This is a genomic window from Catenulispora sp. GAS73 (assembly GCF_041262085.1).
Lineage (GTDB): Bacteria > Actinomycetota > Actinomycetes > Streptomycetales > Catenulisporaceae > Catenulispora.
The window spans coordinates 91,512-113,374 of the sequence record NZ_JBGCCM010000033.1; the positions used below are offsets into that span (position 1 = coordinate 91,512).

General features: G+C 73.9%; 12 protein-coding genes. 4 read left to right on the forward strand and 8 right to left on the reverse strand.

Features of this window, described 5'->3' with window-relative positions:
* Positions 1-35: 35 nt before the first annotated feature.
* The 7 genes from ABH935_RS38320 to ABH935_RS38350 form a co-directional block, all read right to left on the reverse strand.
* Complete coding sequence (locus tag ABH935_RS38320) at positions 36-1,223, reverse strand: cytochrome P450 (RefSeq protein WP_370382873.1); 1,188 nt, start codon at positions 1,221-1,223, stop codon at positions 36-38.
* A complete protein-coding gene (locus ABH935_RS38325; RefSeq protein WP_370382874.1) occupies positions 1,220-2,113 on the reverse strand; it encodes a thioesterase II family protein in 894 nt (297 codons plus the stop codon). The genes ABH935_RS38320 and ABH935_RS38325 overlap by 4 nt, the downstream gene beginning before the upstream one ends.
* Entirely contained in the window at positions 2,110-4,059 is a 1,950-nt protein-coding gene (locus ABH935_RS38330; protein ID WP_370382875.1) for an amino acid adenylation domain-containing protein, read from the reverse strand. Before ABH935_RS38330 ends, ABH935_RS38325 begins: the two co-directional genes overlap by 4 nt.
* A 37-nt stretch (positions 4,060-4,096) precedes the next feature.
* Positions 4,097-4,291, reverse strand: a complete 195-nt coding sequence (locus ABH935_RS38335) for an MbtH family protein (RefSeq protein ID WP_370382876.1) — start codon at positions 4,289-4,291, stop codon at positions 4,097-4,099.
* Between the two features lie 85 nt (positions 4,292-4,376).
* Positions 4,377-8,918, reverse strand: a complete 4,542-nt coding sequence (locus ABH935_RS38340) for an amino acid adenylation domain-containing protein (RefSeq protein WP_370382877.1) — start codon at positions 8,916-8,918, stop codon at positions 4,377-4,379.
* Positions 8,915-13,942, reverse strand: coding sequence for an amino acid adenylation domain-containing protein (locus tag ABH935_RS38345; protein ID WP_370382878.1), 5,028 nt, complete (start codon positions 13,940-13,942; stop codon positions 8,915-8,917). The genes ABH935_RS38340 and ABH935_RS38345 overlap by 4 nt, the downstream gene beginning before the upstream one ends.
* A gap of 217 nt (positions 13,943-14,159) precedes the next feature.
* Entirely contained in the window at positions 14,160-14,558 is a 399-nt protein-coding gene (locus tag ABH935_RS38350; protein ID WP_370382879.1) for a nuclear transport factor 2 family protein, read from the reverse strand.
* Between the two features lie 211 nt (positions 14,559-14,769).
* On the opposite strand from ABH935_RS38350, the gene ABH935_RS38355 reads away from it, so the two are divergent.
* Positions 14,770-17,892: a BTAD domain-containing putative transcriptional regulator gene (locus ABH935_RS38355; RefSeq protein ID WP_370382880.1), complete on the forward strand. Its 3,123-nt coding sequence runs from the start codon at positions 14,770-14,772 to the stop codon at positions 17,890-17,892.
* A 118-nt stretch (positions 17,893-18,010) separates the two neighbouring features.
* Here the strand turns inward: ABH935_RS38355 and ABH935_RS38360 are convergent, their stop codons facing one another.
* Positions 18,011-18,226: a hypothetical protein gene (locus ABH935_RS38360; protein WP_370382881.1), complete on the reverse strand. Its 216-nt coding sequence runs from the start codon at positions 18,224-18,226 to the stop codon at positions 18,011-18,013.
* Between the two features lie 198 nt (positions 18,227-18,424).
* Here ABH935_RS38360 and ABH935_RS38365 point away from each other — a divergent pair, with 198 nt between their 5' ends.
* From ABH935_RS38365 to ABH935_RS38375, 3 genes are all read left to right on the forward strand, one after another.
* Positions 18,425-19,840, forward strand: coding sequence for a helix-turn-helix domain-containing protein (locus ABH935_RS38365; protein WP_370382882.1), 1,416 nt, complete (start codon positions 18,425-18,427; stop codon positions 19,838-19,840).
* Between the two features lie 131 nt (positions 19,841-19,971).
* Complete coding sequence (locus ABH935_RS38370; RefSeq protein WP_370382883.1) at positions 19,972-20,421, forward strand: cobalamin B12-binding domain-containing protein; 450 nt, start codon at positions 19,972-19,974, stop codon at positions 20,419-20,421.
* Entirely contained in the window at positions 20,418-21,842 is a 1,425-nt protein-coding gene (locus ABH935_RS38375) for a methylaspartate mutase (RefSeq protein ID WP_370382884.1), read from the forward strand. The genes ABH935_RS38370 and ABH935_RS38375 overlap by 4 nt, the downstream gene beginning before the upstream one ends.
* Positions 21,843-21,863: the final 21 nt, after the last annotated feature.

A 21,863-nucleotide genomic window follows, 5' to 3' on the forward strand; every position in this document is an offset into this window, starting at 1 on the left:
CTCCGCCCTTCTTCTCTGGTGCCGGACTCGGACGCTCACCGCGCGTGCAGCCGCACCGGCAGCCGGTCGAAGCCGAAGTTGATGATCGAGCTGTTGTATTCCGGCTCGCCGGCGAGCTCGATCGTCCGGACCCGCGTCAGCAGTGCGCGGTAGATCGCGCCGAGCTCGGCCTTGGCCAGCTGCGCCCCGATGCAGTAGTGCGGTCCGACGCCGAGGGCCAGGTGCCGGTTGGGCGAGCGGTCCAGCCGCAGTTCGCGGGGGCGGTCGAAGGCCGCCGGGTCGTGGTTGGCCGGCCACGTCCACACCACGACCCGGTCGCCGGCCTCGACGGTGTGCCCGCCGAGCTCGACCCGGCGGGTCGCGGTGCGCAGGACGTGCAGTCCCACCGACGTCCACCGCAGCAGCTCGTCGGTGGCCGAGTCGGGGTCCACGCGGCCTTCGGCCAGCGCGGCCCAGTGCTCCGGGTGCTGCATCAGAGCCCAGATGCCCATGGCGGCCGTGTGCCGCACCGTCTGCACGCCGCCGACCACGATGTTGTCCAGGTTGAGCACCACGTCCTCCACCGGCAGCGGCCGGCCGGCGACGCGGTGCGTGGCGGCGGCGCTGATCAGGTCCTCGCCGGGGTTCACGCGCCGCTGCATCACTTGCGTGAACAGGTACGGGATGAGCTGCTGGTGCCCCGCCCGCCGCTCCTCGGGGGTGCGGCCCAGGAACGCCTGGTCGCAGACCTCGACCACCATGGCGCGGTCCTGCTCCGCGATGCCGAGCAGGTCGCACATCACGGCCAGCGGCACCGTCGCGACGGTCTGGACCAGGTCGGCCTCGCCTCGGGCCACCGCGTCGCCGATCGCCGCCGTCGCGATCTGTTCGAGCCGCTCCCGGTAGCCCCGCACCCCCTTGGCGGAGAAGAACGGCAGGACCGGCGCGCGCAGCTCGCGGTGCCGGGGCGGATCGGTCAGCGCCATCATGCGGCCGGCCCCGACCGGGCACTGGCCGGCCCCGGAACCGAGCAGCGATCCACTGGTCGAGCTGTAGGTGGCGGCGTCGGTGAGGACGGCCGAGGCCAGTTCGTAGGACATGACCGACCACACCGGCCCGTCCTGGGCGGTGTCGGTGCGACGGACCGGCGCCTCGGCGCGCAGGGTGTCCATCAGGTCGGCCAGGTCGGGCCGCGACCACAGGCCGGGGTCGCTCAGGTCGACGCTCGTCGTCGTCGCGATCATGGTCGGGCTCCTTGCGGGAGGTCGGTGGCGGGGGAGGTTCCGGCGGCGAGCGGATCGCCGACGGCCAGGCGGGCGAGCAGGTCGGCCGGTCCGGCGTCGAGCGCGCAGGCCAGAAGGTGGCCGCCCGGGACGACGGTCGCGGCGAACGGTCCCTCGGTGGCCTGGGCCCACGCCTGGAGCCGGCCGGCTGCCAGCACCGGATCGTCGGCACCGGCGACGGCGTGGATCGGCGTGTCGAAGCCGGGTGCCGGGCGATGGCGGTAGGAACGGCACACGGCGAGGTCCGCACGCAGGACTCCGAGCGTCAGCTCCCGCAGGCCGCTGTCATCCGGCAGCTGGTCGGCCAGGCCGCAGGCCCGGAACAGGTCCAGGGCGCCGTCGGCCGGGTCCGGGACCGTGCCGTGCCAGTCCTGCGGCGCCGGCGCGCAGGCCGGGACGAGCAGCGCCGGACGCAGCGCGCGCGGCAGGGCGCGGGCGACCTCGTACGCCAGGAGCGCGCCGAAGCTCTGCCCGTAGAACACCGACCCGGGCCGTATCCGGGTCCTGATACCTTCGGCCACGTCGGCCACGAGCTCGTCGAACCGCGACGGCATCGCCTCACGGAACCGGCCGCCCCGCCCCGGCAGCCGCACCGCCGCCACCTCCACCCCGGCCGGCGACTCCTCGGCCAGCGCGGCGAAGGCGGTGACGTCGCCTCCGGCGTGCGGGAAACACACCAGCTGGCGGGCCTGGAGCCCCCGGGGCACCGGGCGGTACAGCCACGCTTCGACGGCCGGACGCGGCCGGGTCGGCGCTGTCGTGGGCGCGGGCGTCAGCGCTGTTGTGGGCGTCGCCGCGGGCGTCAGCATGGGCGCCGGTACGTGCGCCGCGCGCAGAACCGAGGCCGTCATCGCGTTCCCCGCCGTCCCAGCAGGGGCACGACCTTGCGCACGGCCGCCCCGCTGTCGATCACCTGCTGTACGGCGTCGGTGAACTCCGCCAGGTTCGGCGCGTCCATCAGCGCCCGCAGCGGAATCTCCACCGACAGCGATTCGCGCAGCAGATAAAGCGTACGGACCGCGTTCAGCGAGTGGCCGCCGAGCGCGAAGTAGTCGTCATGCGGCCCGACCGGTCCGACCTTCAACACCCGCGACCACACCGCGCCGATCCGCCCCAGCAGACTGTCTTCGGGCACTGCGACGGCTTCGGCGCCCGGCGCGGCCGTGAACCGCGGCGCCGGCAGCGCCGCCGTGTCGAGCTTGCCGTTGGCCGTCATCGGCAGCCGCGGCAGTACCGTGACCACGGCCGGGATCATGTAGTCCGGCAGCCGGTCGGCGAGCAGTTCGCGCACCTGCCGCGGCGTGGGCGCGAGCGCGTCGGGGTCGCGGGTCACCCAAGCCGCCAGGCGGGCCTCCGGCTTCTCGCCGACGACGGTCACCGCCGCCTGCCGGATGCCGGGGACCGCCAGCACGGCGGCCACGATCTCGGCCGGCTCCACCCGGAAGCCCCGGATCTTCACCTGGTCGTCCGCCCGGCCCGCCACGTGCAGCACCCCGCCGGCGTCCGCGTGTCCCAGATCGCCGGTCCGGTACATGAGCGCGCCGGGGAGGTCGGAGAACGGGTCGGGCAGGAAGCGCGACGCGGTCAGCCCGCCCTGGCCCAGGTAGCCGTGGGCCAGTCCGTCGCCGGCGCAGTACAGCTCGCCGGCGACGCCCGTCGGCACCGGACGCAGCCGCTCGTCGAGCACGTAGACGTCCTTCGCGGCGATCGGCACCCCGATCGGAACGGCCGCCGCCTCGGTGTTCCAGGGCTCGATGACGTGGCAGGTCGTGAAGCCCAGGCTCTCCACCGGCCCGTAGCCGTTCACGACCACCAGGTCGGGATAGCGGGCCTTGATCCGTGCCACGTGCGCGGGCGAAGCCGCCTCGCCCCCGGTGAACGCCACGCGCAGTCCGGCGAACGTGCCCGGGAACTCGTCGACCAGGAAGTTGAACAGGCTGGCCGACAGCTGCAACTGCGTGACACCGTGCCGCACGGTCAGCTCCGCGACCGTCTCCGGGTCAGGACGCTGCCCCGGGGCCAGCACGCACGTCGCGCCGTGCAGCAGCGCGCCGAACAGCTCCAGCGCGAACGCGTCCCACGACACCGGCGAGCACTGCAGCCACACCTGCGAGGCGTCGAAGGCCGCGTAGCGCTGGCGCAGGTAGGTGGCCAGCATGGCGCGGTGCGGGACCACGACGCCTTTGGGCCGGCCGGTCGAGCCCGACGTGAACATCACTGAGGCCACAGCCGCCGGATCGGTCCATACCGGTCTGGCCAACGCCGGTTCGGCGTCGTCGCCGGCGGCCATCCGGGCGGCGTCGATGCCGGCGCGCGCCATCAGCGCCTCGTCGACCACGACCGCGGGCGCGGTGTCGGCGAGCACTGATTCGCGCCGGGCCGCGGGCAGATCCGGGTCGACGAGCACATAGCCCGCGCCCGCCTTCAAGGTGCCGAGCAGCGCCGCGACCATCTCGACACCGCGCGGCAGCGTGATCGCCACCAGGTCCCCGACGCCGACCCCGACCCCGGCCCCGGCTCCGGCACCGACATCGGCACCGGCACCGGCACCGATGCGGTCCCCAGCGCCGTCGCCGTCGCCGCGGCGGCCGTCGACTCTCGCCCGCCCCAACTCCTCCGCGACCCGCCCGGCGGCCGCCGCCAGCATCCGGTAGCTGACCCGCAGCTCCCCGAACACCAGCGCCGTCGCCGCTGGCGCCCGCCCGGCCTGCTCGGCGAACACCCCGAACAAGCCCTCGTCCTGGCGGCCCGCCGCGCTGCCGGCGAGCTGCTCGACATCCTTCGTCATCGCATTCATGTCCCGCGCCTCCTTCCGCCTGATCCGTCGCGCCCGGCTACCGGGCCGCCGCCATCCGCACGCTGAGCGGGCGGATGTCGGTCCAGACCTCGTCGATGTAACCCACGCACTCCTCCTTCGTGCCGGTCCGCCCCGCCTGGCGCCAGCCGCCGGGGACGTCCAGCTCGGTCGGCCAGATCGAGTACTGCTCCTCGTCGTTCACGACCACGGTGAACTCGGTGAAAGCGTCCATTGCGATGCCTTTCTTCACTCTCGGTTCGGTTCGCTGACGCACCGGCGCGCGGCCGGATCAGGCGGAAGGTGCCGGCGAGCCGCCGCTAGCGGGCGGCCGCCGGCTCGGGGTGCGGTTCGGACAGTGCCGCCAGCGCGGCCAGATAGGCGGCCGCGTACCGGTCGGCGTCCGCCTCGGGCACCTGGGAGCGCAGGTGGTCGACGGCCAGCAGCGCGCGGCCGGACGACGGGTCCTGCACCAGGGCGACGCCCAGGGCGAAATCAGTGGGCTCGTACCGCAGGGTCGGCTCGCAACCGATGCGGTCGTCGACGATCCGGCCCGCGCCGGTGCCGTCGGCGTCCCCGGCGAGCCGGCCGAGGGAGTGGAAGCGCAGGAAGGCGAAGTTCGCGTCCAGCCGGGTGTCGGCCATGAGCCGGGCCAGGCGGGCGAACGGCATGCGCCGGTGCGCGAGCAGCTCGGTCTCCGCGCGGTGCACGTGGCGCACCAGGGCCGGGCCGGATCCGGCGAGGTCCACATCGACGGTCAGCGGCACGGTGTTCAGGTGCAGGCCGTAGCACTCGGTGCCGCCGTCCCGCTCGATCCGGCCGTTCACCGACAGGCCCGTGGTGATCCGCGCCTGGCCGGTGATCTCCGTCAGCGCCAGCACGTGCGCGGCCAGCGCGACCGCCTTGACCGGCGTCCCGGCCGCCGCGGCGGCGCCGCGCAGCACACGATCGGCGTCCGGGATGACGTGCTCGACAGTGCGCGGTATCTCGGCATCGGTGGATCGCGGCCCGGCGCCGGGGAACAGCACCGCGCTGACGCCTTCCAACCGGTCCCGCCAGAACGCCGCGCTGTCCGGCGAACGCTCCGCGGCCTTCTCGGCCGCCACGAAGTCGCGGAAGGCCACGGCCGGCGACGGCGCGCGCGGCGCGTCCGGGTCCAGGCGCAGCGCCGCGTGCCGTTCCAGGATCTCGGTCAGCATGGAGGTGAAGCTCCAGCCGTCCAGGATCGCGTGGTGCTCGGCGAGCGTGAGCTGGAACTCCTCGGCGGCCAGGCGCTGGGCCACGACCCGGAACAGCGGTGCGGTGCGCAGGTCGAACCTGGCGTCGCAGAGCTCATCGAAGACCCTGGTGACGGCGTCCTGCCGGCCGCTCTCCGTCAGGGCTCTGATGTCGGAGGTCTGAAGCGGGACCGGGGCCTCGGCGTGCACGAGCTGCAACGGCTCGCTGTAGGAGAAGACATCCAGGCTGGTGCGCAGGACCGGATGCCGCGCCATCACGTCGGCGATCGCCTGGCGCAGCGCCGATTCGTCGAGCCGGCCGCCGACCCGGTAGGAGTTCACGTTGTGGTAGCCGCCGACACCGCCGGACAGCTCCATGTGGAAGATCATGGCCAGCTGCATGGACACCATCGGATAGGCGTCGACGACGTCCGTCGGCAGGGACTCGCGGTCGTCTTCGGACACCAGGGCGAACGGGACGGTCGCCGGGGCCGGATCCGCGTCGGCGTCGGCCGGCCGCAGCAGGGTCGCCAGGTCGGCCAGGGCGGGCGCCGAGAACAGGTCGGGCAGCGACAGGGTCCATCCGTGTTCCCGCAGCCGCCCGGACAGGCGCACGGCGCGGATCGAGTCGCCGCCGAGGTGGAAGAAGTCGTCTCGGCGGCCGATCCCGGGGATACCCAGCACCTCGGTCCACACCTCGGCGAGCAGTCGCTCGGCCGGGGTGGCCGGCGGTTCGGCGAGAGGTTCGCCCGCGGCGCCCCCACCCGAACCGGCAGCCCCGGCCGACCCCGTCGCAGAAGGCTGCGGCGCGGGCAGCGCGGCCCGGTCCACCTTGCCGTTCGGCGTCACCGGCAGCACGTCCAGCACCGTGACGGTCGCCGGGATCATGTAGTCCGGCAGCGTGCCGCTCAGAGCCCGGCGCAGTTCGGCGTGGCCGGGAGCCGGACCGTCCACGGTGATGTAGGCGGCGAGCCTGCGATCGTCCGGATCCTCGCCGGCCACGGTGACCACGGCCGTGCGCACCGCCGGATGCGCCGTCAGCGCGTTCTCGATCTCGCCGAGCTCGATCCGGAAACCGCGGATCTTGACCTGGTGGTCGCAGCGTCCGAGGTACTCCAGCCCGCCGTCGGCCAGCCGCCGCGCCACGTCGCCGGTCCGGTAGAGCCGTCCGCCCGGAAGCGTCCCGGTGGGATCCGGGATGAACCGCTGCGCCGTCAGCCCGGACCGGCCCCAGTACCCGTAGGCCAGGGCCGCGCCCGCGATGTAGAGCTCGCCCGGCACGCCGACCGGACACGGCCGCAGCCACTCGTCCAGCACCAGCGCGTCCAGATGCGGCATCGCCCCGCCGATCAGGCTTCGGTCGAAGCCGTCCGCCCCCGCCAGATCGTGCGTGGTGACGTGGACCGTGGTCTCGGTGATGCCGTAGAGGTTGCACAGCGGCGCCCGCGAACCCTCCGGCAGCTGGAACCACCGCCTGACGACCGCCGGGTCCAACGCCTCGCCGCCGAGCATCACCTGACGCAAGGCCGGCAGCGGACGCGGCTCGGCCCGCAACGTCTGTTCCAGCTGCCGCAGCGCCGAAGGCGTCAGACACAGACGACTGACATCCTCGGCGGCCAGCAGATCGGCGAAGGCGCCCGGGTCGCGGCTGGTGAGATAGGGCACCACGACGAGACGTCCGCCGTGGTGCAGCGCGCCCCACAGCTCCCACACGGTCCAGTCGAAGGCGTAGGAGTGGAACAGGGTCCAGACGTCGTCCTCGGTGAACCCGAAATGCTCCAGGCCCGAGGACATCAGGCGGCTGACATGCTCGTGCGCCACGGCGACGCCCTTGGGCGCGCCGGTGGAGCCGGACGTGAAGATCAGGTACGCGACGGCGCCGGGCGCGACGGGCACGCCGGGCCGTACCGAGGGGCTCACCGCCACGTGCGCGGCCTGCTCGGCCAGGTCGAAGCACCGCCACGGGCCGGCCGGAGCGGCCTCGCCCTGGTCAGTGACCACGACCCGCACCCCGGTGTCGCCGAACACGAACGCCGCCCGGTCGGCCGGGGCGGTCAGATCGACCGGCACGTAGGCCGCTCCCGCCTTCAGCACCGCGAGGATGGCCTCGACCACGTGCGGCGTCCGGTCCAGCAGCAGACCGACCCGGTCGCCGGGCCGCACCCCGGCGCCGATCAGGGCGTGGGCCAGCCGGTTGGCGCGGGCGTCCAGCTCGGCGTAGGTAAGGGTGGCGCCGGCGAAACTGAGCGCCGGACGGTCGGGGAAGCGGTCCGCGGCGTCCTCGAAGCCCTGGTGCAGACAGCGGGTCGGGACCGTCGGCAGCGGCCTGGGCCGGACCGGCTCGGCGGCGCCCGGCGTGAGCCGCCACAACTGCGAGTCCGGGGCGTCCAGCGCCCGCCGCAGTACGTCGAGCCAGTCCGCGACCAGCCGCTCCGCGGTCGCGGTGTCGAACAGGTCGGTGTTGTATTCGATCTCGCCGCGCAGTTCGCCGTCGTCGAACGTGGACCAGGTGATGTCGAACTTGCTGGTGGCGTTGGCCACGGTGCGCCGGGTGGCCCGCGACGAGCCGAACCGCAGGGGTGCCCGGTCCTCGCCGTGCGCCCCGAAGACGACCTGGACCAGCGGCGCGCGCCGGGCCGAGCGTTCCAGGCCCAGGGTGTCGACGATGCCGTCGAAGGGCAGGTCGCAGTACGCGTAGGCGTCGAAGGCCGTGTCGCGGACCTGCGCCACGAGGTCGCGGAACGTGGCCCGGGGATCGAGCCGGACCCGCAGCGGCAGCAGGTTGACGAAGTAGCCGATCAGGTCTTCCAGCTCCGGGCGCGCCCTGGTGGTCACCGGCGTGCCGATGACCAGGTCCCGCGCTCCGGAGTACCGGCCGAGCAGGACCGCGAACGCCGCCAGTTGCACCACGAAGGCGGTCGCGTCCTCCTGTCCGGCCAGGTCGCGCAGGCGCTCGGCGGTCCCGGCGGGGACGGCGAACCCGCGCGTGCCGCCGTGGTGGGTCTGCAGTGCCGGACGGGGCCGGTCGGTGGGCAGGTCGAGCTCCGTGGGGACGCCGGCCAGCGCCGTACTCCAGTAGTCGCGGTGCTCGGCGTGGTCCAGCCGGGTCTCGGCCGACGCGTAGTCGGCGTACTGCTCGGTCAGCGGCGGCAGGTCCGGTTCGCGGCCGGCCTCGAAGGCGCTGTAGAGCTCGGCGAGTTCGTGCTCGAAGATCGATGCGGACCAGCCGTCCCACACGATGTGGTGCGTCATCACCAGCAGCGTGGTCCGGCCGACCAGGGTGGCGCGGATCAACGGGCCCTGAGACAGGTCGAAGGGCGTCGCCGCCTCGGCGGCGAGGATCTCCTCCAGCACGGCGGAGCGCTCGGCCGGCGGGGACTCGGGCAGCGTGCGGAGCACGAGCGGGACCCGGACCGTGTCGTGGATCAGCTGCAACGGTCCGTCGGGACCCAGGACGAAAGTGGTGCGCAGCACTTCGTGCCGGTGCACGATGCGCTCCAGCGCGCGCTGGAGCAGCTGCGGAACGACGGGATGGTCGAACTCCAGGGCACAGGGCGTGTTGTACGTCGCAGAACCCGGATTCCAGCGGTCCAGGAACCACAGACCGGCCTGGGGGCGGGACGCCGGGGCGGTGCGGGTGCTCATCGGGTCTCCGTCTGGTTCGGGCCGGGGGCGGTCCCGGCGGGGATCGGCTGCGCGGCGGGCAGGGCACGGGCCAGGGCGCGCACCGTCTTGGCGGAGAAGACCAACCGCGGCGGCACCTTCGTGCCGGTCCGGCGCGACAGCCGCATCGCGACGCGGACCGCCGCCAGCGAGTTGCCGCCGAGGCGGAAGAAGGTGTCGTCCGTGCCGACCGCGTCCAGGCCCAGGACCTCGGCCCAGACGTCGGCGACGAGGCGCTCGGCGTCGGTGAGTGCGCCGTCGCCGGCCTTGTCGTCAGCCGTGTCGCTGGCCGTGTCGCCGCCTGCTTCGCCGGACGGCCCGGCCTGCAGCGGCCGCGCCGCGAGCGCGGCGTGGTCGAGTTTTCCGTTGGCGGTCATCGGCAGCCGCGGCAGCACCGTGACCGTCGTCGGGATCATGTAGTCCGGCAGCAGTCCGGTCAGCTGCTCCTGCATGTCCTGCGGCGACGGCATGTCGGCCGTACCGGTGACCCACGCCGCGAGCTGCGCCGTGGACCCTGTGCCGACGACCGTGACAGCCGCCTGCCGCACGCCCCGGATCCCTTGCAGCCCGGCCACGACCTCCGCCGGCTCGACGCGGAAGCCGCGGATCTTCACCTGGTCGTCGGCGCGCCCGGCGATGTGCAGCACGCCCGCCTCGTCGACGTGCCCCAGGTCGCCGGTGCGGTACATCCGCGCGCCGGGATCGCCGGAAAAAGGATCGGGCAGGAAGCGGGACGCCGTCATACCCGGCTGGCGAAGGTAGCCGTGGGCCAGTCCGTCGCCGGTGCAGTACAGCTCGCCGGTGACGCCCGGCGGCACCGGACGCAGGCGCTCGTCGAGCACCCGGACGCCCTTGCCGGCCAGTGGCGTCCCGATGGGCACCGAGGCCGATCCCAGGTCGTCGGGCCCGATGACGTGGGACGTGGTCAGGCCGAGGCTTTCCACGGGGCCGTAGCCGTTGACGACCACCAGCTCCGGATACCCGGCCCGGATCCGCGCCGCGTGGGCCGGCGACGCCGCCTCGCCGGCGGTGAACGCCAGACGGACCCCGGCGAAGGCCTCGGGAAGCTCGTCGACCAGGAAGTTGAACAGGCTGGCCGAGAGCTGGAGCTGGGTGACGCCGTGCCGGGCCACGAGCTCGGCGACGGTCTGCGGGTCCGGGCGCTGACCCGGTGCCAGGACGCAGGTGCCGCCGTGCAGCAGCGCGCCGAACAGTTCGAGCGCGAACGCGTCCCAGGACACCGGCGAGCACTGGAGCCACACCTGCGAGGCGTCGAAGGCCGCGTACTTCTGCCCGAGATACGTGGCGAGCAGCGCGCGGTGCGACACCGCCACGCCCTTGGGCCGGCCGGTCGAGCCGGAGGTGAACATCAGGCACGCGACCGACTCCGGGTCCACGGCGACGTGTTCCGTGGGTGCCGGGCCGGGGTCGTGCGCGACCAGTTCCTCGTCGACGATCAGGGCCGGTGCGGTGTCTGTCAGGACCGCTGCGCGGCGTCCGGCGGGGAGTTCCGGGTCGATCAGTACGTAGCCGGCGCCCGCTTTCAGCGCTCCCAGCAGTGCCATGACCATGTCGACGCCGCGCGGCAGGGTGACCGCGACGAGGTCGCCCGCGGCGACGCCGCGTTGGACGAGGGTCGTCGCGACGCGGGCGGCGGCAGCCGCCAGTGCGGCGTAGGTGATGCTCATCTCGCCGAACGCCAGCGCTGTGGCCGAAGGGGTGCGCGCCGCCTGCTCGGCGAACACGCTGAACAGGTCGCCGTCGATACCGGCGGGACGTCGCGCCGTGACCGGGGACTCCGGCTCCGCGAGCGGATCGCGGGGCGAGCCGCCCGACTGCGGCGAGCCGGCCGACTCCACGACCGCCAGCTCCGGATCGGCGACCACCGCCGCGAGCACCGCGGTCCAGTCGGCGGCCAGCGCGGCGGGCGTCGAGGCGTCGAAGAGCCCGGCGTCGTACTCGACGCGGCCGGTGAAGCCGGTGCCGTCGTCCTCCACCGACCACGACAGGTCGAAGCGGGACAGCTCGTTGACGTGCAGTCGGCGGGACAGCGCCGCTCCGCCCACCGGCGCTACCGCCGGAGAGGCCGTGTGCGCCTCGAAGACCAGCTGCACCAGCGGGTGCCTGGCGGCCCCGGGCTCGACGCGGGCCAGGTCGGCGACGCGCTCGAACGGGACGGCCTGGTTCCGATAGCCCTCCAGCGCGACCTGGCGAACGTGGGCCAGCACGTCGCGGAACGGCAGCCCGGGGCCGATCCGGAAGCGCAGCGGCAGCAGGTTGATGAAGTAGCCGATCAGGTCGTCGAGCTCAGGGCGGTCGCGGACGCTCACCGGCGTGGCCACCACGAGGTCGTCCTCGCCGCCGCGCCGCTGGACGGCCAGCACCAGAGCCGCCAGCAGCACCATGAACGGCGTCGCGTCCTGACTGCGTGCCAGCTCCCGGACACCGGCGGCCAGTTCGGCGCCGAGATCGAAGCGCTGGTATTCCAGGCGGCTCTCAGGATCCGTCGCCTGCTCTCGGTCCGGCGGCACGGCGACCCCGGTCGGAAGGTCGCGCAGCTGCTCCTGCCAATACGCGAGCTGCTCCTTGCCCACGCCCTCGGCGTCGAGCCAGGCGGCGTAGTCGCCGTACTGGATCGCCGGCTCGGCCAGCCGCGCCGGACGGTTCTGCGAACGCGCCGCGTACAGCTCCCTCACCTCGCGGTCCAGCACCGGCAGCGACCCCTCGTCCCAGATCAGGTGGTGGAACACCAGCACCAGGCTCGCCGAACGCTCTGACTCGACGATCAGCCGGGACCGCAGCAGCGGACCGGTCTGGAGGTCGAACGGCTCCTGGGCGTCGGCCCGGATCAGGGCCTCGACGCGGGCGCGGCGCTCGGCCTCGGGTACGCCGGTCAGGTCCTCGACGCGCAGCGCCGGGGCCGAAGGCGGGTGGACGATCTGCCGTCCGGCGCCGTCGGCGACGTCGAACGTGGTCCGCAGCGCCTCGTGCCGTGCCACGACCCCGGCGAGCGCGTCGCGCAGGTGTTCGGCATCCAGGGCGCCGTCGAACTCGAACACCCACGGCACGTTGTACGTCGCGGTGCCGGGCTGCAGACAGTCCTGGACCCACAAGCCGCGCTGATACGGGGACAGCGGCGCGCTCGCGGCCGCGGTCCGCACCGGAGCGGTCCGGTTCCGGCCGTCCTGCCCGGTGAACTGGCCGTGCACGGCCGCGGCGTAGTCGGCCAGGGTCGGCGCGTCGAAGATCAGGTAGGGCGAGACCGGGCCGAAGACCTCGAACACCCGGCTGGCGACCCGCACGGCGGTCAGCGAGTCGCCGCCGAGGTGGAAGAAGTTGTCCCCGCGGCCGACGCCGGCGACGCCGAGGACGTCCGCCCAGATGCCGGAGATGAGCTCTTCGGCCGGGGTGCGCGGGATGGAGCGTTCGTCAGGAGCCTGATCATCAGGGGCGTGCGACGTGTCGGAGTCGGCTCCCCCGGCTGCGGCTGCCGGCAGCGCGACCCGGTCCACCTTGCCGTTCGCGGTCAGCGGCAGCTCCTCCAGTACGGTCAGGCTCGCCGGGATCAGGTGTCCGGGCAGCCGATCGGCCAGGAAGTCGCGGATCTCCGTGTAGCCGGGAGCCGGCGCCGCGGCCGTGATGTACGCGGCCAGCCGCGCCTCGCGGCCCGGGGCCTCGTCCACCGCGACCGCGCAGGTGGCCACCGCCGGGTGCGCCGCCAGCGCGTTCTCGACCTCGCCGAGCTCCACCCGGAAGCCGCGGATCTTCACCTGGTCGTCGGTCCGTCCGACGAACACCAAGCCGGCCTCGCCCCGCCGGACCAGATCGCCGGTGCGGTACATCCGGGCGCCGGGCGCGTCGGAGAAGGGATCGGGCAGGAACCGCGTCGCGGTGAGCTCCGCGCGCCCCAGATAGCCGGCCGCGATGACCGGGCCGCCGAGATACAGCTCGCCCACGCCGTCCGCGGCGACCGGGGACAGCCGGTCGTCGAGCACGTGGGCGACGCGTCCGGCCACCTCGGTGCCGATCGGTACCGCCTCGCCGCCCGGGTCGGCGGAAACCTCGTGCGCGCTGGCGGTGATCACCGTCTCAGTCGGGCCGTAAGCGTTGAGCAGCCGGACCCCGGTCAGCTCGACCCAGCTCGCGGCGGCCTGCGGCGACAGCCGGTCGCTGCCGGAGATCATCGTGCGCAGCGTCGCCGGGATCCCGCGGCCGTCTCGCACCGCCGAGACCAGGGCGTGGAAGTACCCTGACGGCAGGTTCGCGACGGTGACGCCGCCCGCGTCGATCAGCCGCCAGAACTCCTCCACGGACATCAGCCCGTTCTCCGGCAGCACCAGGCAGCCGCCCGCGGCCAGCGCCGTCAGCACCTGTTCGACGGCGACGTCGGCGGTCGGCTTGGCGAAGTTCAGCACGGTGTCCGCCTCGCCGATCCCGAAGCGTTCCGAGACCGCGTCGATGTGCCGGGCCAACGCCCGGTGCGCGACGGCCACCGCCTTCGGACGTCCGGTGCTCCCGGAGGTGTAGATCAGATACGCCAGGGTGTCCGGGGCCGGATCGATCGCAGCGTCCGGATTCTCCGACGGCGTCGCAGAGTTCTGATCGAGCGCGGAATCGGCACCGGTGATCTCGAACGCGGATGCTTCCAGCACCGTTTCATCCAGTGTGAACACAGCGCCGCTGTCGGCGAGCACCATCTCGGCGCGTTCCGCCGGCCACTCCGGATCCACCGGCAGATACACGCCGCCGGCCTTCCACACCGCCAGCATCCCGGCCACCTGGTGCAGCCGCTCGCTGCGCGCGACCGCCACCACGTCGCCGGGCCGCACGCCGGCCGCGGCCAGCCGGGCCGCCAGGCGGTCCGTGAGCCGGTCCAAAGCGCCCCGCGAAAGCACGTCCGCGCCCACCCGGACCGCGGCCCGGCCGGGGTCCCGCGCCGCGAGCAGCCGCAGGCGTCCGGTCACGGTCCCGGCCGCGGCGACGGGGATCTGCTTGTTCACCGACATGGTCCACCTCGGGTTGGAAGACGAAGGCTGGAACTCCGCCGCGGACGGCACATCGCGGCACGCTGGGCGGGGAAGGTCGAGCGATGGGTCCGACGGTAGGGGCGCCGGAGTGGCCGGACCGGCAGGACGACCGGCAGCTCTGCGGCGCCCGGGACCGGCGCGCCGGTGCCTGGGCCCGCGACGGGGCTCATGGAGGTGCGACTCATGCGGGCGGAACTCATGCCGGCGGTGCGAAGTAGAAGCGCCGGCAACCGAGCAGCATGCCGTCTTCGGACAGCGTGAAGAAGTCCGCGAAGTCCACATCGGGCTGTGCCGGATCGGCCTCGGTCCGGATCAGCCGCCCCATGACGGCGACGCAGTCGCCGTCCGCGACCGTCTTGAAGATCTGGTGCCGCTCCCGGGGCGCCTCCGGCCCCCGGTGCATGTCCAGCACGTTGTGACGCCCGCTGCGCGGCGTCGTGTCCGGCCGCGTGACCTGCACTTCCTCGGCCAACAGAGAGCCGTAGGCGTCGATGTCGCGGCTGTCCAGATACAGATACGAGAGCCGGACGTGGTCCAGCCCGATGGCGGTCACGGCCGAGCTGGGGGGCAGGCGGCGCTGATCGTGGGATGCCATGGGCGTCTCCTAGGGGGAGAAGGCGCGGCGATCCGGGGCCGCGCCGGGCGGCGGTTCGGTCGTCTCCAGCCAACGCGGCGGCCACAACCAACTGCTATCGCCGTGTTATCCCTGTCAGAGCCCCATATGGACGAACCCTGAGGCATCGGCCAGAATCACCTCCGAACGCTTGCGGAACCACCGAGGGTGCTCGGCTGATCAAGGGAGATCTATGCGCCTTCCGAACCCTTCCGCGCCCGTGTTCCGCATCCTGGGGCCGTTGGAAGTGGGCGGCCCGCAGGCTCTGTTGCGCATCCCCGCCGGTCGGCAGCAGGCCATCCTGGCGTGCCTGGTGCTGGAGGCGAACCGGATCGTCAGCACCGACCAGCTCGTCGACATCATCTGGGGCGAGGAGCCGCCGGAGACCGCGCGCACCCAGGTGCAGATCTGTGTGTCGCGGCTGCGCAAGACGTTCGCCGGCACCGGGATCAGCGCGCAGCTGGTCAACCGCGCGCCCGGCTATCTGCTGCAGGTCGAGGACGACGCCGTCGACCTGTACGTCTTCACCGCGCAGGTGGCCCGCTCCCGCGTGCTGATCAAGGAGGGCCGCGCCGCCGAGGCCGCCGAGGTGCTGCGCCGCGCCGTCGGCCTGTGGCGCGGGCCGAGCCTGAGCGGGATGCCCGGGGCGACGCTGCGCAGCAAGGGGATCCGGCTGGACGAGGAGCGGCTGGTCGCCATCGAGACCGCGCTCGGGCTCGAACTCGATCTGGGCCGGCACCACCAGCTGGTCGGCGAGCTCGGTCGGCTGGTGGATGAGCAGCCGCTGCGCGAACGGCTGCGCGGGCAGCTCATGGTGGCGTTGTACCGCTCGGGACGGCAGGCCGAGGCGCTGGAGACGTACCGGGCCGGGCGCCGGCTGCTGCTGGAGGAGATGGGCCTGGAGCCCGGGGAGTCGCTGCGGCTGCTGGAGTCGGCGATCCTGTGCGGCGACGCGGCGCTCAACCTCCCGGACGCCGCTGGGAGCCCGACGTCGATCCAGGCGTTCGGGTCGGATCCGGCCGGCGCCGGGCAACCGGCGGAACCCGCGGTCGAGCCCGTCGACGCCGAGCGAATCCGCCTCCCGGACAGTGGCACCGAACAAGGCGGCCCGGTGCCCGGCACCGCCGCCGACTCCGAGCCCCCCGCCGCGCGCCACTACGGCCAGGAACGCCCCCGCCAGCTCCCCGCCGACACCGTCGACTACGTCGACAACGGTCTGATACCCCGGGTCGAAGCCCTGCTCACCGGCCCGCGCGAGCACCGCGGCCCGGTCGTGGTCATCGCCGGCCGGCCCGGAGTCGGCAAGAGCGCACTGGCCACCCATGTCGCCCACCGCGTCGCCGACGAGCACTACCCCGACGGCCAGCTGTTCTGCGACCTGCGCGGCACCAGCGCCCAGCCGCTGCCGCCCGAAGAAGTCCTCGGCCGGTTCCTGCGGGCGCTCGGCATCCCCGGGGCGATGATCCCGGACCTGCTCGACGAGCGTGCGGAGATGTACCGCACGCTGCTGGCCGTCCGCCGGGTCCTGGTCGTGCTCGACGACGCCGCGACCGAGGCCCAACTCTGGCCTCTGCTGCCCGGCACCGGCGTCTGCGGCGTGCTGGTCACCAGCCGCAGCCGGCTGACCGCGCTGCCCGGCGCCACCCGCGTCGAGCTCGACGTGCTCGACGCCGCAGGGGCGCTGGAACTGCTGGCCCGGGTGGCCGGCCGGGAACGCGTGGCCGGCGAGCACGAGGCGGCCGTGGCCCTGGTCCGCGCCGTCGGCGGACTCCCGCTGGCGCTGCGCATCGTCGCGGCCCGGCTGGCCGCCCGCCCGCACTGGACCCTGGCCTCGATGGTCAGCCGGCTGGCCAGCGAACGGCACCGGCTCGACGAGCTCGCGCACGGCGAGATGACCGTGCGCGCCACCCTGTCCCTGACCTACGACGGCCTCGGCCAGTCCGAGCGCCGGCTGCTGCGCCTGCTCAGCCTGGCGCCGGGGCCGACCATCCCGGGCTGGCTGGCCGGGGCGCTGCTCGACGACCGCCGCCCGCAGCCGGCCGACCTGCTGGAGCCGCTGGTCGACATCCAGCTGCTGGACGTGGCCTCGGTCGAACCGACCGGCGAGTTCCGCTATCGGTTCCACGAGATCATCCGGCTGTTCGCCCGCGAACAGCTCGACGCGCACGAGGACCCGGCGGTCCGAGCCGACTCCCTGACCCGGATGCTCGGCGGCTGGCTGGCACTGACCGAGCAGGCACACCGCGCCGTCTACGGGGGCGACTACACCGTCCTGCACGGCCGCGCCCCGCGGTGGCACCCGCCGCAGGAGTACCTGGCCGGCCTGCTGGAGAACCCGCTGGAGTGGATGGACCGCGAGCAGGCCGGCCTGTGCGGCGCGGTCGAGCAGGCAGCGCAGAACCGGCACGACGAACTGTGCTGGGACCTCGCGACCACCCTGGTCACCCTGTTCGAGGCGCGCGGCTTCCACGACCTGTGGGAGCGGACCCACGAGGTGGCCCTGGACGCCACCCGGCAGGCCGACAACCACCGCGGCACCGCGGCGCTGCTGGCGTCGCTGGGCACCCTGTACATGAGCCGCAGCCAGCCGGACAAGTCGCGGCACGCGCTCCAGACCGCGCTGGAGTCCTTCATCGTGCTCGACGACCGGCACGGCCAGGCGCTGTGCCGCCGCGACCTGGCGCTGCTGGACCGGCACGGCGGCGACGACGACCGGGCCCTGACCCGCTACGAGCACTCGCTCCGGGACTTCGAGCGGGTCGGCGACGTCGTCGGCAAGGCCACGGTGCTGACGCAGAGCTCGCACATCCTGATGCGGCGCGGCCAGGCCGACTCGGCGCGCGCCCGCCTCGACGAGGCCCTGCAGATCTACCGGTCGGTCGGCTACGTCGGCGGCCAGGCCAGGGCGCTGCGCCGGGTGGGGCAGATGCTGCAGCAGAGCGGGGAGCGCGAGCAGGCGTGCAGCACCTTCGCCGGCGCGCTTGAGATGGTGCGCGGCATCGGCGACGTGATCGGCGAGGCGCACCTGCTGCGCAACCTCGGCGAGATCAGCACCGAGCTCGGACGGCACGAGCAGGCGCGCGGGTACTTCTGCGCCGCGCTCGCGATCCGCGAGCAGATCATGGACCACGGCGGGGCCGCGGTGCTGCGGCTGGACCTGGCGCGGATGGGCCCGGACTCCTCGCGATCGGACGGCGGGGGGCTGGACGGCGCGGGGCTGGACGGCGCGATCGCCGTGTTCCGGCAGCACAGGATGTACCGGGAGCTGCGGGAAGCCGAACAGCTGCGGGGCGCGGACGTGGCGGAGACGTTGTAGAACCCTGCGAAAAGTCGGCGGAACACGCCACGCCGGCGGCCGGGAGATTCCGGCCGCCCCTCCAGGCGATGCGTGGGGAGTCTGCGGGTCAGAGTCTCCTCGGTCACAGTCTCCTCGGTCAGTCCCAGGGGTCGTTGCCGCCGGTGGGGTTCGTCGAGGTCGGGCTCGTGGTCGGGCTCGTGGTCGGGGTGCCGGAGTCGGCGAGGCGGACCACGCTGTGCTGCTGCCCGGCGGCGCCGGCCTGCGTACCGGCGACCAGCCCCGCGCCCAGCACCGTGCCGGCGCCGAGGGCGATGGCCGCGACCGTGGTGCCGAGGGACTTCGTGATCCGCATCGTCTCTACCTTTCTCCTGCGCCGCCCGATTGCGACATCTTCAAGCTAGGGACCTGCGAAATCACCCCGGCATCACCGCGTTATCACGCCGTGAAAGCCTCCGGGCGCCCCGCGATAGGGGCACGGATGTTCGGCGGATAGCCGCGCGGGCTCCCATGGTCGTCGGCAAGCCATGACCTCATCGAGAGAAGGACGGGAATGGGCGTCGACACCGCGGTGCTAGCGCACGAGACACAGTTCAGCAGCCTGCTTCGCCTGCACCGCACCCGCAGCGGCCTGACCCAGCGCGAACTGGCCGGGTTCTCCACCGTCAGCGAACGCGCCATCCGCGACCTGGAGAGCGGCCGGGTGCGCCAGCCGCGCCGGGACACGGTCCGGTTGATCGCCGAGGGCCTGCGGCTGGGCCCGCGTGCCCGCGAGGAGCTGCGCCTGGCCGCGCAGGGCCCGGGTGCCGGCCGGCTGTTCGGAGCGGACTTCGCCGACGCGCCCCCGGGACCGCCGACGGCGCCCCGGGCGCTGGTCGAGGGGCACCAGGCGGCCGCGGCGCTCGCGGCGGCGCTGGCCGACGGCGCGGAACCGGTCGTCGAGATCGTCGGCCTGGCCGGGGTCGGCAAGACCCGGCTCGCGGTCGAGGTGGCCGGACTGCTGTACCGCCAGGCCGCCTTGCCGGTGCTCTGGTTCGCGTTCCCCGGCGCCGGCGAGGACGAGTACCGGTACCCGGCCGCCCCGGACGGGCTGGCGGAGCTGGTGCGCGCGGGCGTCGACGGACTGTTCGGCGCCGACCGGGCCGAGGCCCGCCTGACCCGCGCCTTCGGCGAGGCCTTCCCCCGGGTGAATCCGGACCCTGACGCGCTGGCCGGCGCCCTCGCCCCGGACCGGCCGGCGCTGCTGGTCGTGGACGGCACCACCCGGGCCCCGCACGCCGACCGCGCCGCCCGGCTGCTGCGGCTCCTCCCCGAGCTCAGGATCCTGATCACCGCGGAGGGCCCCACCGGTCTGCCGGGCACCCGGATCCACACCGTGCACCCGCTGCCGATCCCGGAAGCGGGAGCAGGAGCGGGAGCGGGATCGGAGATCGACCCGGACGCCCTTGCGCGGGTCCCTGCCGTCCTGCTGTTCCTCGACGAGGTGCGGCGCATCCACCCCGGATACACGCTCACCCCCGACGACGCCGCCGACGTCGCGCAGATCTGCCGCCTGCTCGACGGACTGCCCGCAGCGTTGCGGGCCGCCGCCTCCTGGCTGGTGGTCTACGACGTCGCGACGCTGCGCGCGTGCCTGGCCGAGCCGGACGGCCTGCTCGGCCACCTGTCCGGCGCGGACGGCCGCTGGCGGGTCCGCGAGCGCCTGGAACGGCGGGTCGCGGCGCTGGCCGGGGACCGGGCCCGCCTGCTGCGCGCGCTCTGCGCCTCCGACGGCGACTTCGACCTGGCCCAGGCCGCCGACCACGCCGGGCTCAGCCTGGCGCACTGCGCCCGGGTGCTGCGCGAGCTGCTGCTGAGCGGACTGGTGTGCCCGGGATCGGGGCGGGCCGGCCAGAACCGGTTCCGGGTGCTGAACCTGGCCCGGGCCGCGAGCCAGGCCGGGTCCCGGCGGCCGGTCATGGCGGCGTGAGCGCTTCGGACCTGCCTGGGAAGTGCCGGTCCGACTTCCGCCGCGGCCGAACCGGCCTGCCTACATTCGAGCGCTTGCTTCCACGCTCACATCCACCTGTGAGAACCGTCGACGGAAAAGGGAACATCATCGTGGCTGAGCCCGGACTCAAAGTCCTGATCGCCGGCGGCGCGTCCGACGCGCATACCTGGAACCTCGTGTACTTGGAACTGCTGCTCCAAGAAGCCGGCCACCGCACGGTCAACATCGGGCCCTGCGTCAGCGGCGACCTGCTGGCCGCCGAGTGCCGGCGGCACAAACCCGACCTGGTCGCGGTGGGCACCGTCAACGGGCACGGGCACCGCGACGGCCTGGAGATGATCGCGGCGCTGCGCGCCGACCCGGCCCTGGCCGGGCTGCCGGCCGTGATCGGCGGGAAGCTCGACGTCGCCGGGGTGGTCGACGCCGACGAGGTCGCGCGGCTGATCGCCGCGGGGTACCGCGCCGTGTTCGCCGACGGGGACACCGCCGCGTTCCTGGAACTGCTCGCCGCGCTGGCCGGCGGCCGCGTCCCGGAGCGAGCGCCGGAGCGGGCGCGATGAGCGTGCGATGGCGGCGTGCCGACGAGCTGTGTGCCGATCAGCCGCGTGCCGATCAGGGCTCTGCCGCACAGCCCCACGCTGCGCGGCGCCCCCGCGCCGACCAGCTCGCCGCCGAGCGGCCGGCACCCGCCCCGCCCTCCGCGCCCTCCTTCGGCGCGTTCGTCGCCGCCGCGTCCGCCGCCGGCCACCTCGTGGTCCAGCCGCGCATGGGCTTCAGCGACCCGGCCGTGATGCGCCTCGGCCTGCAGCGCACCAAGTACGCCGCGGCCCGCGCCGTCGGCACCATCACCCTGGACAGCTACACCCGGCTCGGCGAACACGCCGCGGCGCGCCGGGCACTGGCCGCCGGGGACCGGCTCAACGGCTACCCGATCGTCGACCACCGCCTCCAGGACACCCGCGCGATGCTCGACGGGATCGTGGACGCCACCTTCCCGGTCCAGGTCCGGCACGGCTCGGCGCGGCCGGAGCGGATCATCCGCGCGGTGGCCGCCGCCGGCCTCGACGCCACCGAGGGCGGCCCGGTCTCCTACTGCCTGCCCTACGGCCGCACCCCGCTGAGCGAATCGATCGACTGCTGGGCCCGCTCCTGCGAACTGCTGGCCGACCTCGTGCCGCCGCCCCGGCTGCCACACGTGGAGACCTTCGGCGGCTGCCTGCTCGGCCAGCTCTGCCCGCCCGGGCTGCTGGTGGCGCTCAGCCTGCTGGAGGGACTGTTCTTCACGCAGCACGGCATCGCCAGCGTCTCCCTGAGCTACGCCCAACAGACCGATCCCGTGCAGGACGAGCACGCCATCAGGGCCCTGCGGCGCCTCGCCGCGGAGTTCCTGCCTCCGGAGGTCGACCTGCACGTCGTCGTCTACACCTACATGGGAGTCTTCCCCGCCTCCGACCGCGGCGCGCGGCGGCTGCTGGAGGAGTCCGCGCGGCTCGCGGTGCGGGCCGGGGCCCAGCGGCTGATCGTCAAGACCGCGGCCGAGAGCCGGCGGATCCCCACCATCGAGGAGAACGTCAGGGCCCTGGAATGGGCCGGCGCGACCGCCGCGGCCGAAGCCGGGCCGGTCCCGGCGCCCGCCCGCCCCGTCGACGGTGATGCCGGCCGTGACGACCCCGACGACGCGCACGCCGTCTACGACGAGGCCCGGGCCTTCGTCGAAGCCGTGCTCGACCTGGACGCCGACGTCGGCCGCGCGCTGCTGGCCGCGTTCGGCCGCGGCTACCTCGACGTCCCGTACTGCCTGCACCCGGACAACGCCGGCCGCTCGCGCAGCACGCTCGACGGCGGCGGCCGGCTGCGGTGGTCCGCGGTCGGCGCGATGCCGGTCCGGCCGGCCCGGATCCCGGGTCCGGGCCGGCCGGAGATGTCCTCGGACCAACTGCTCAAAGCCCTGCGCGCGGTGGCCGACAAATTCGACCACTGACGCCTCGCCCCGCACCGGTGC

Excerpts from the sequence above, each read along its gene's own strand:
- ABH935_RS38350 (WP_370382879.1), bottom strand. The coding sequence starts at position 14,558 with ATGGCATCCCACGATCAGCGCCGCCTGCCCCCCAGCTCGGCCGTGACC.
- ABH935_RS38355 (WP_370382880.1), top strand. The coding sequence starts at position 14,770 with ATGCGCCTTCCGAACCCTTCCGCGCCCGTGTTCCGCATCCTGGGGCCG.
- ABH935_RS38345 (WP_370382878.1), bottom strand. The coding sequence starts at position 13,942 with ATGTCGGTGAACAAGCAGATCCCCGTCGCCGCGGCCGGGACCGTGACC.
- ABH935_RS38335 (WP_370382876.1), bottom strand. The coding sequence starts at position 4,291 with ATGGACGCTTTCACCGAGTTCACCGTGGTCGTGAACGACGAGGAGCAG.
- ABH935_RS38375 (WP_370382884.1), top strand. The coding sequence starts at position 20,418 with ATGAGCGTGCGATGGCGGCGTGCCGACGAGCTGTGTGCCGATCAGCCG.
- ABH935_RS38360 (WP_370382881.1), bottom strand. The coding sequence starts at position 18,226 with ATGCGGATCACGAAGTCCCTCGGCACCACGGTCGCGGCCATCGCCCTC.
- ABH935_RS38365 (WP_370382882.1), top strand. The coding sequence starts at position 18,425 with ATGGGCGTCGACACCGCGGTGCTAGCGCACGAGACACAGTTCAGCAGC.
- ABH935_RS38340 (WP_370382877.1), bottom strand. The coding sequence starts at position 8,918 with ATGAGCACCCGCACCGCCCCGGCGTCCCGCCCCCAGGCCGGTCTGTGG.
- ABH935_RS38320 (WP_370382873.1), bottom strand. The coding sequence starts at position 1,223 with ATGATCGCGACGACGACGAGCGTCGACCTGAGCGACCCCGGCCTGTGG.
- ABH935_RS38325 (WP_370382874.1), bottom strand. The coding sequence starts at position 2,113 with ATGACGGCCTCGGTTCTGCGCGCGGCGCACGTACCGGCGCCCATGCTG.
- ABH935_RS38330 (WP_370382875.1), bottom strand. The coding sequence starts at position 4,059 with ATGAATGCGATGACGAAGGATGTCGAGCAGCTCGCCGGCAGCGCGGCG.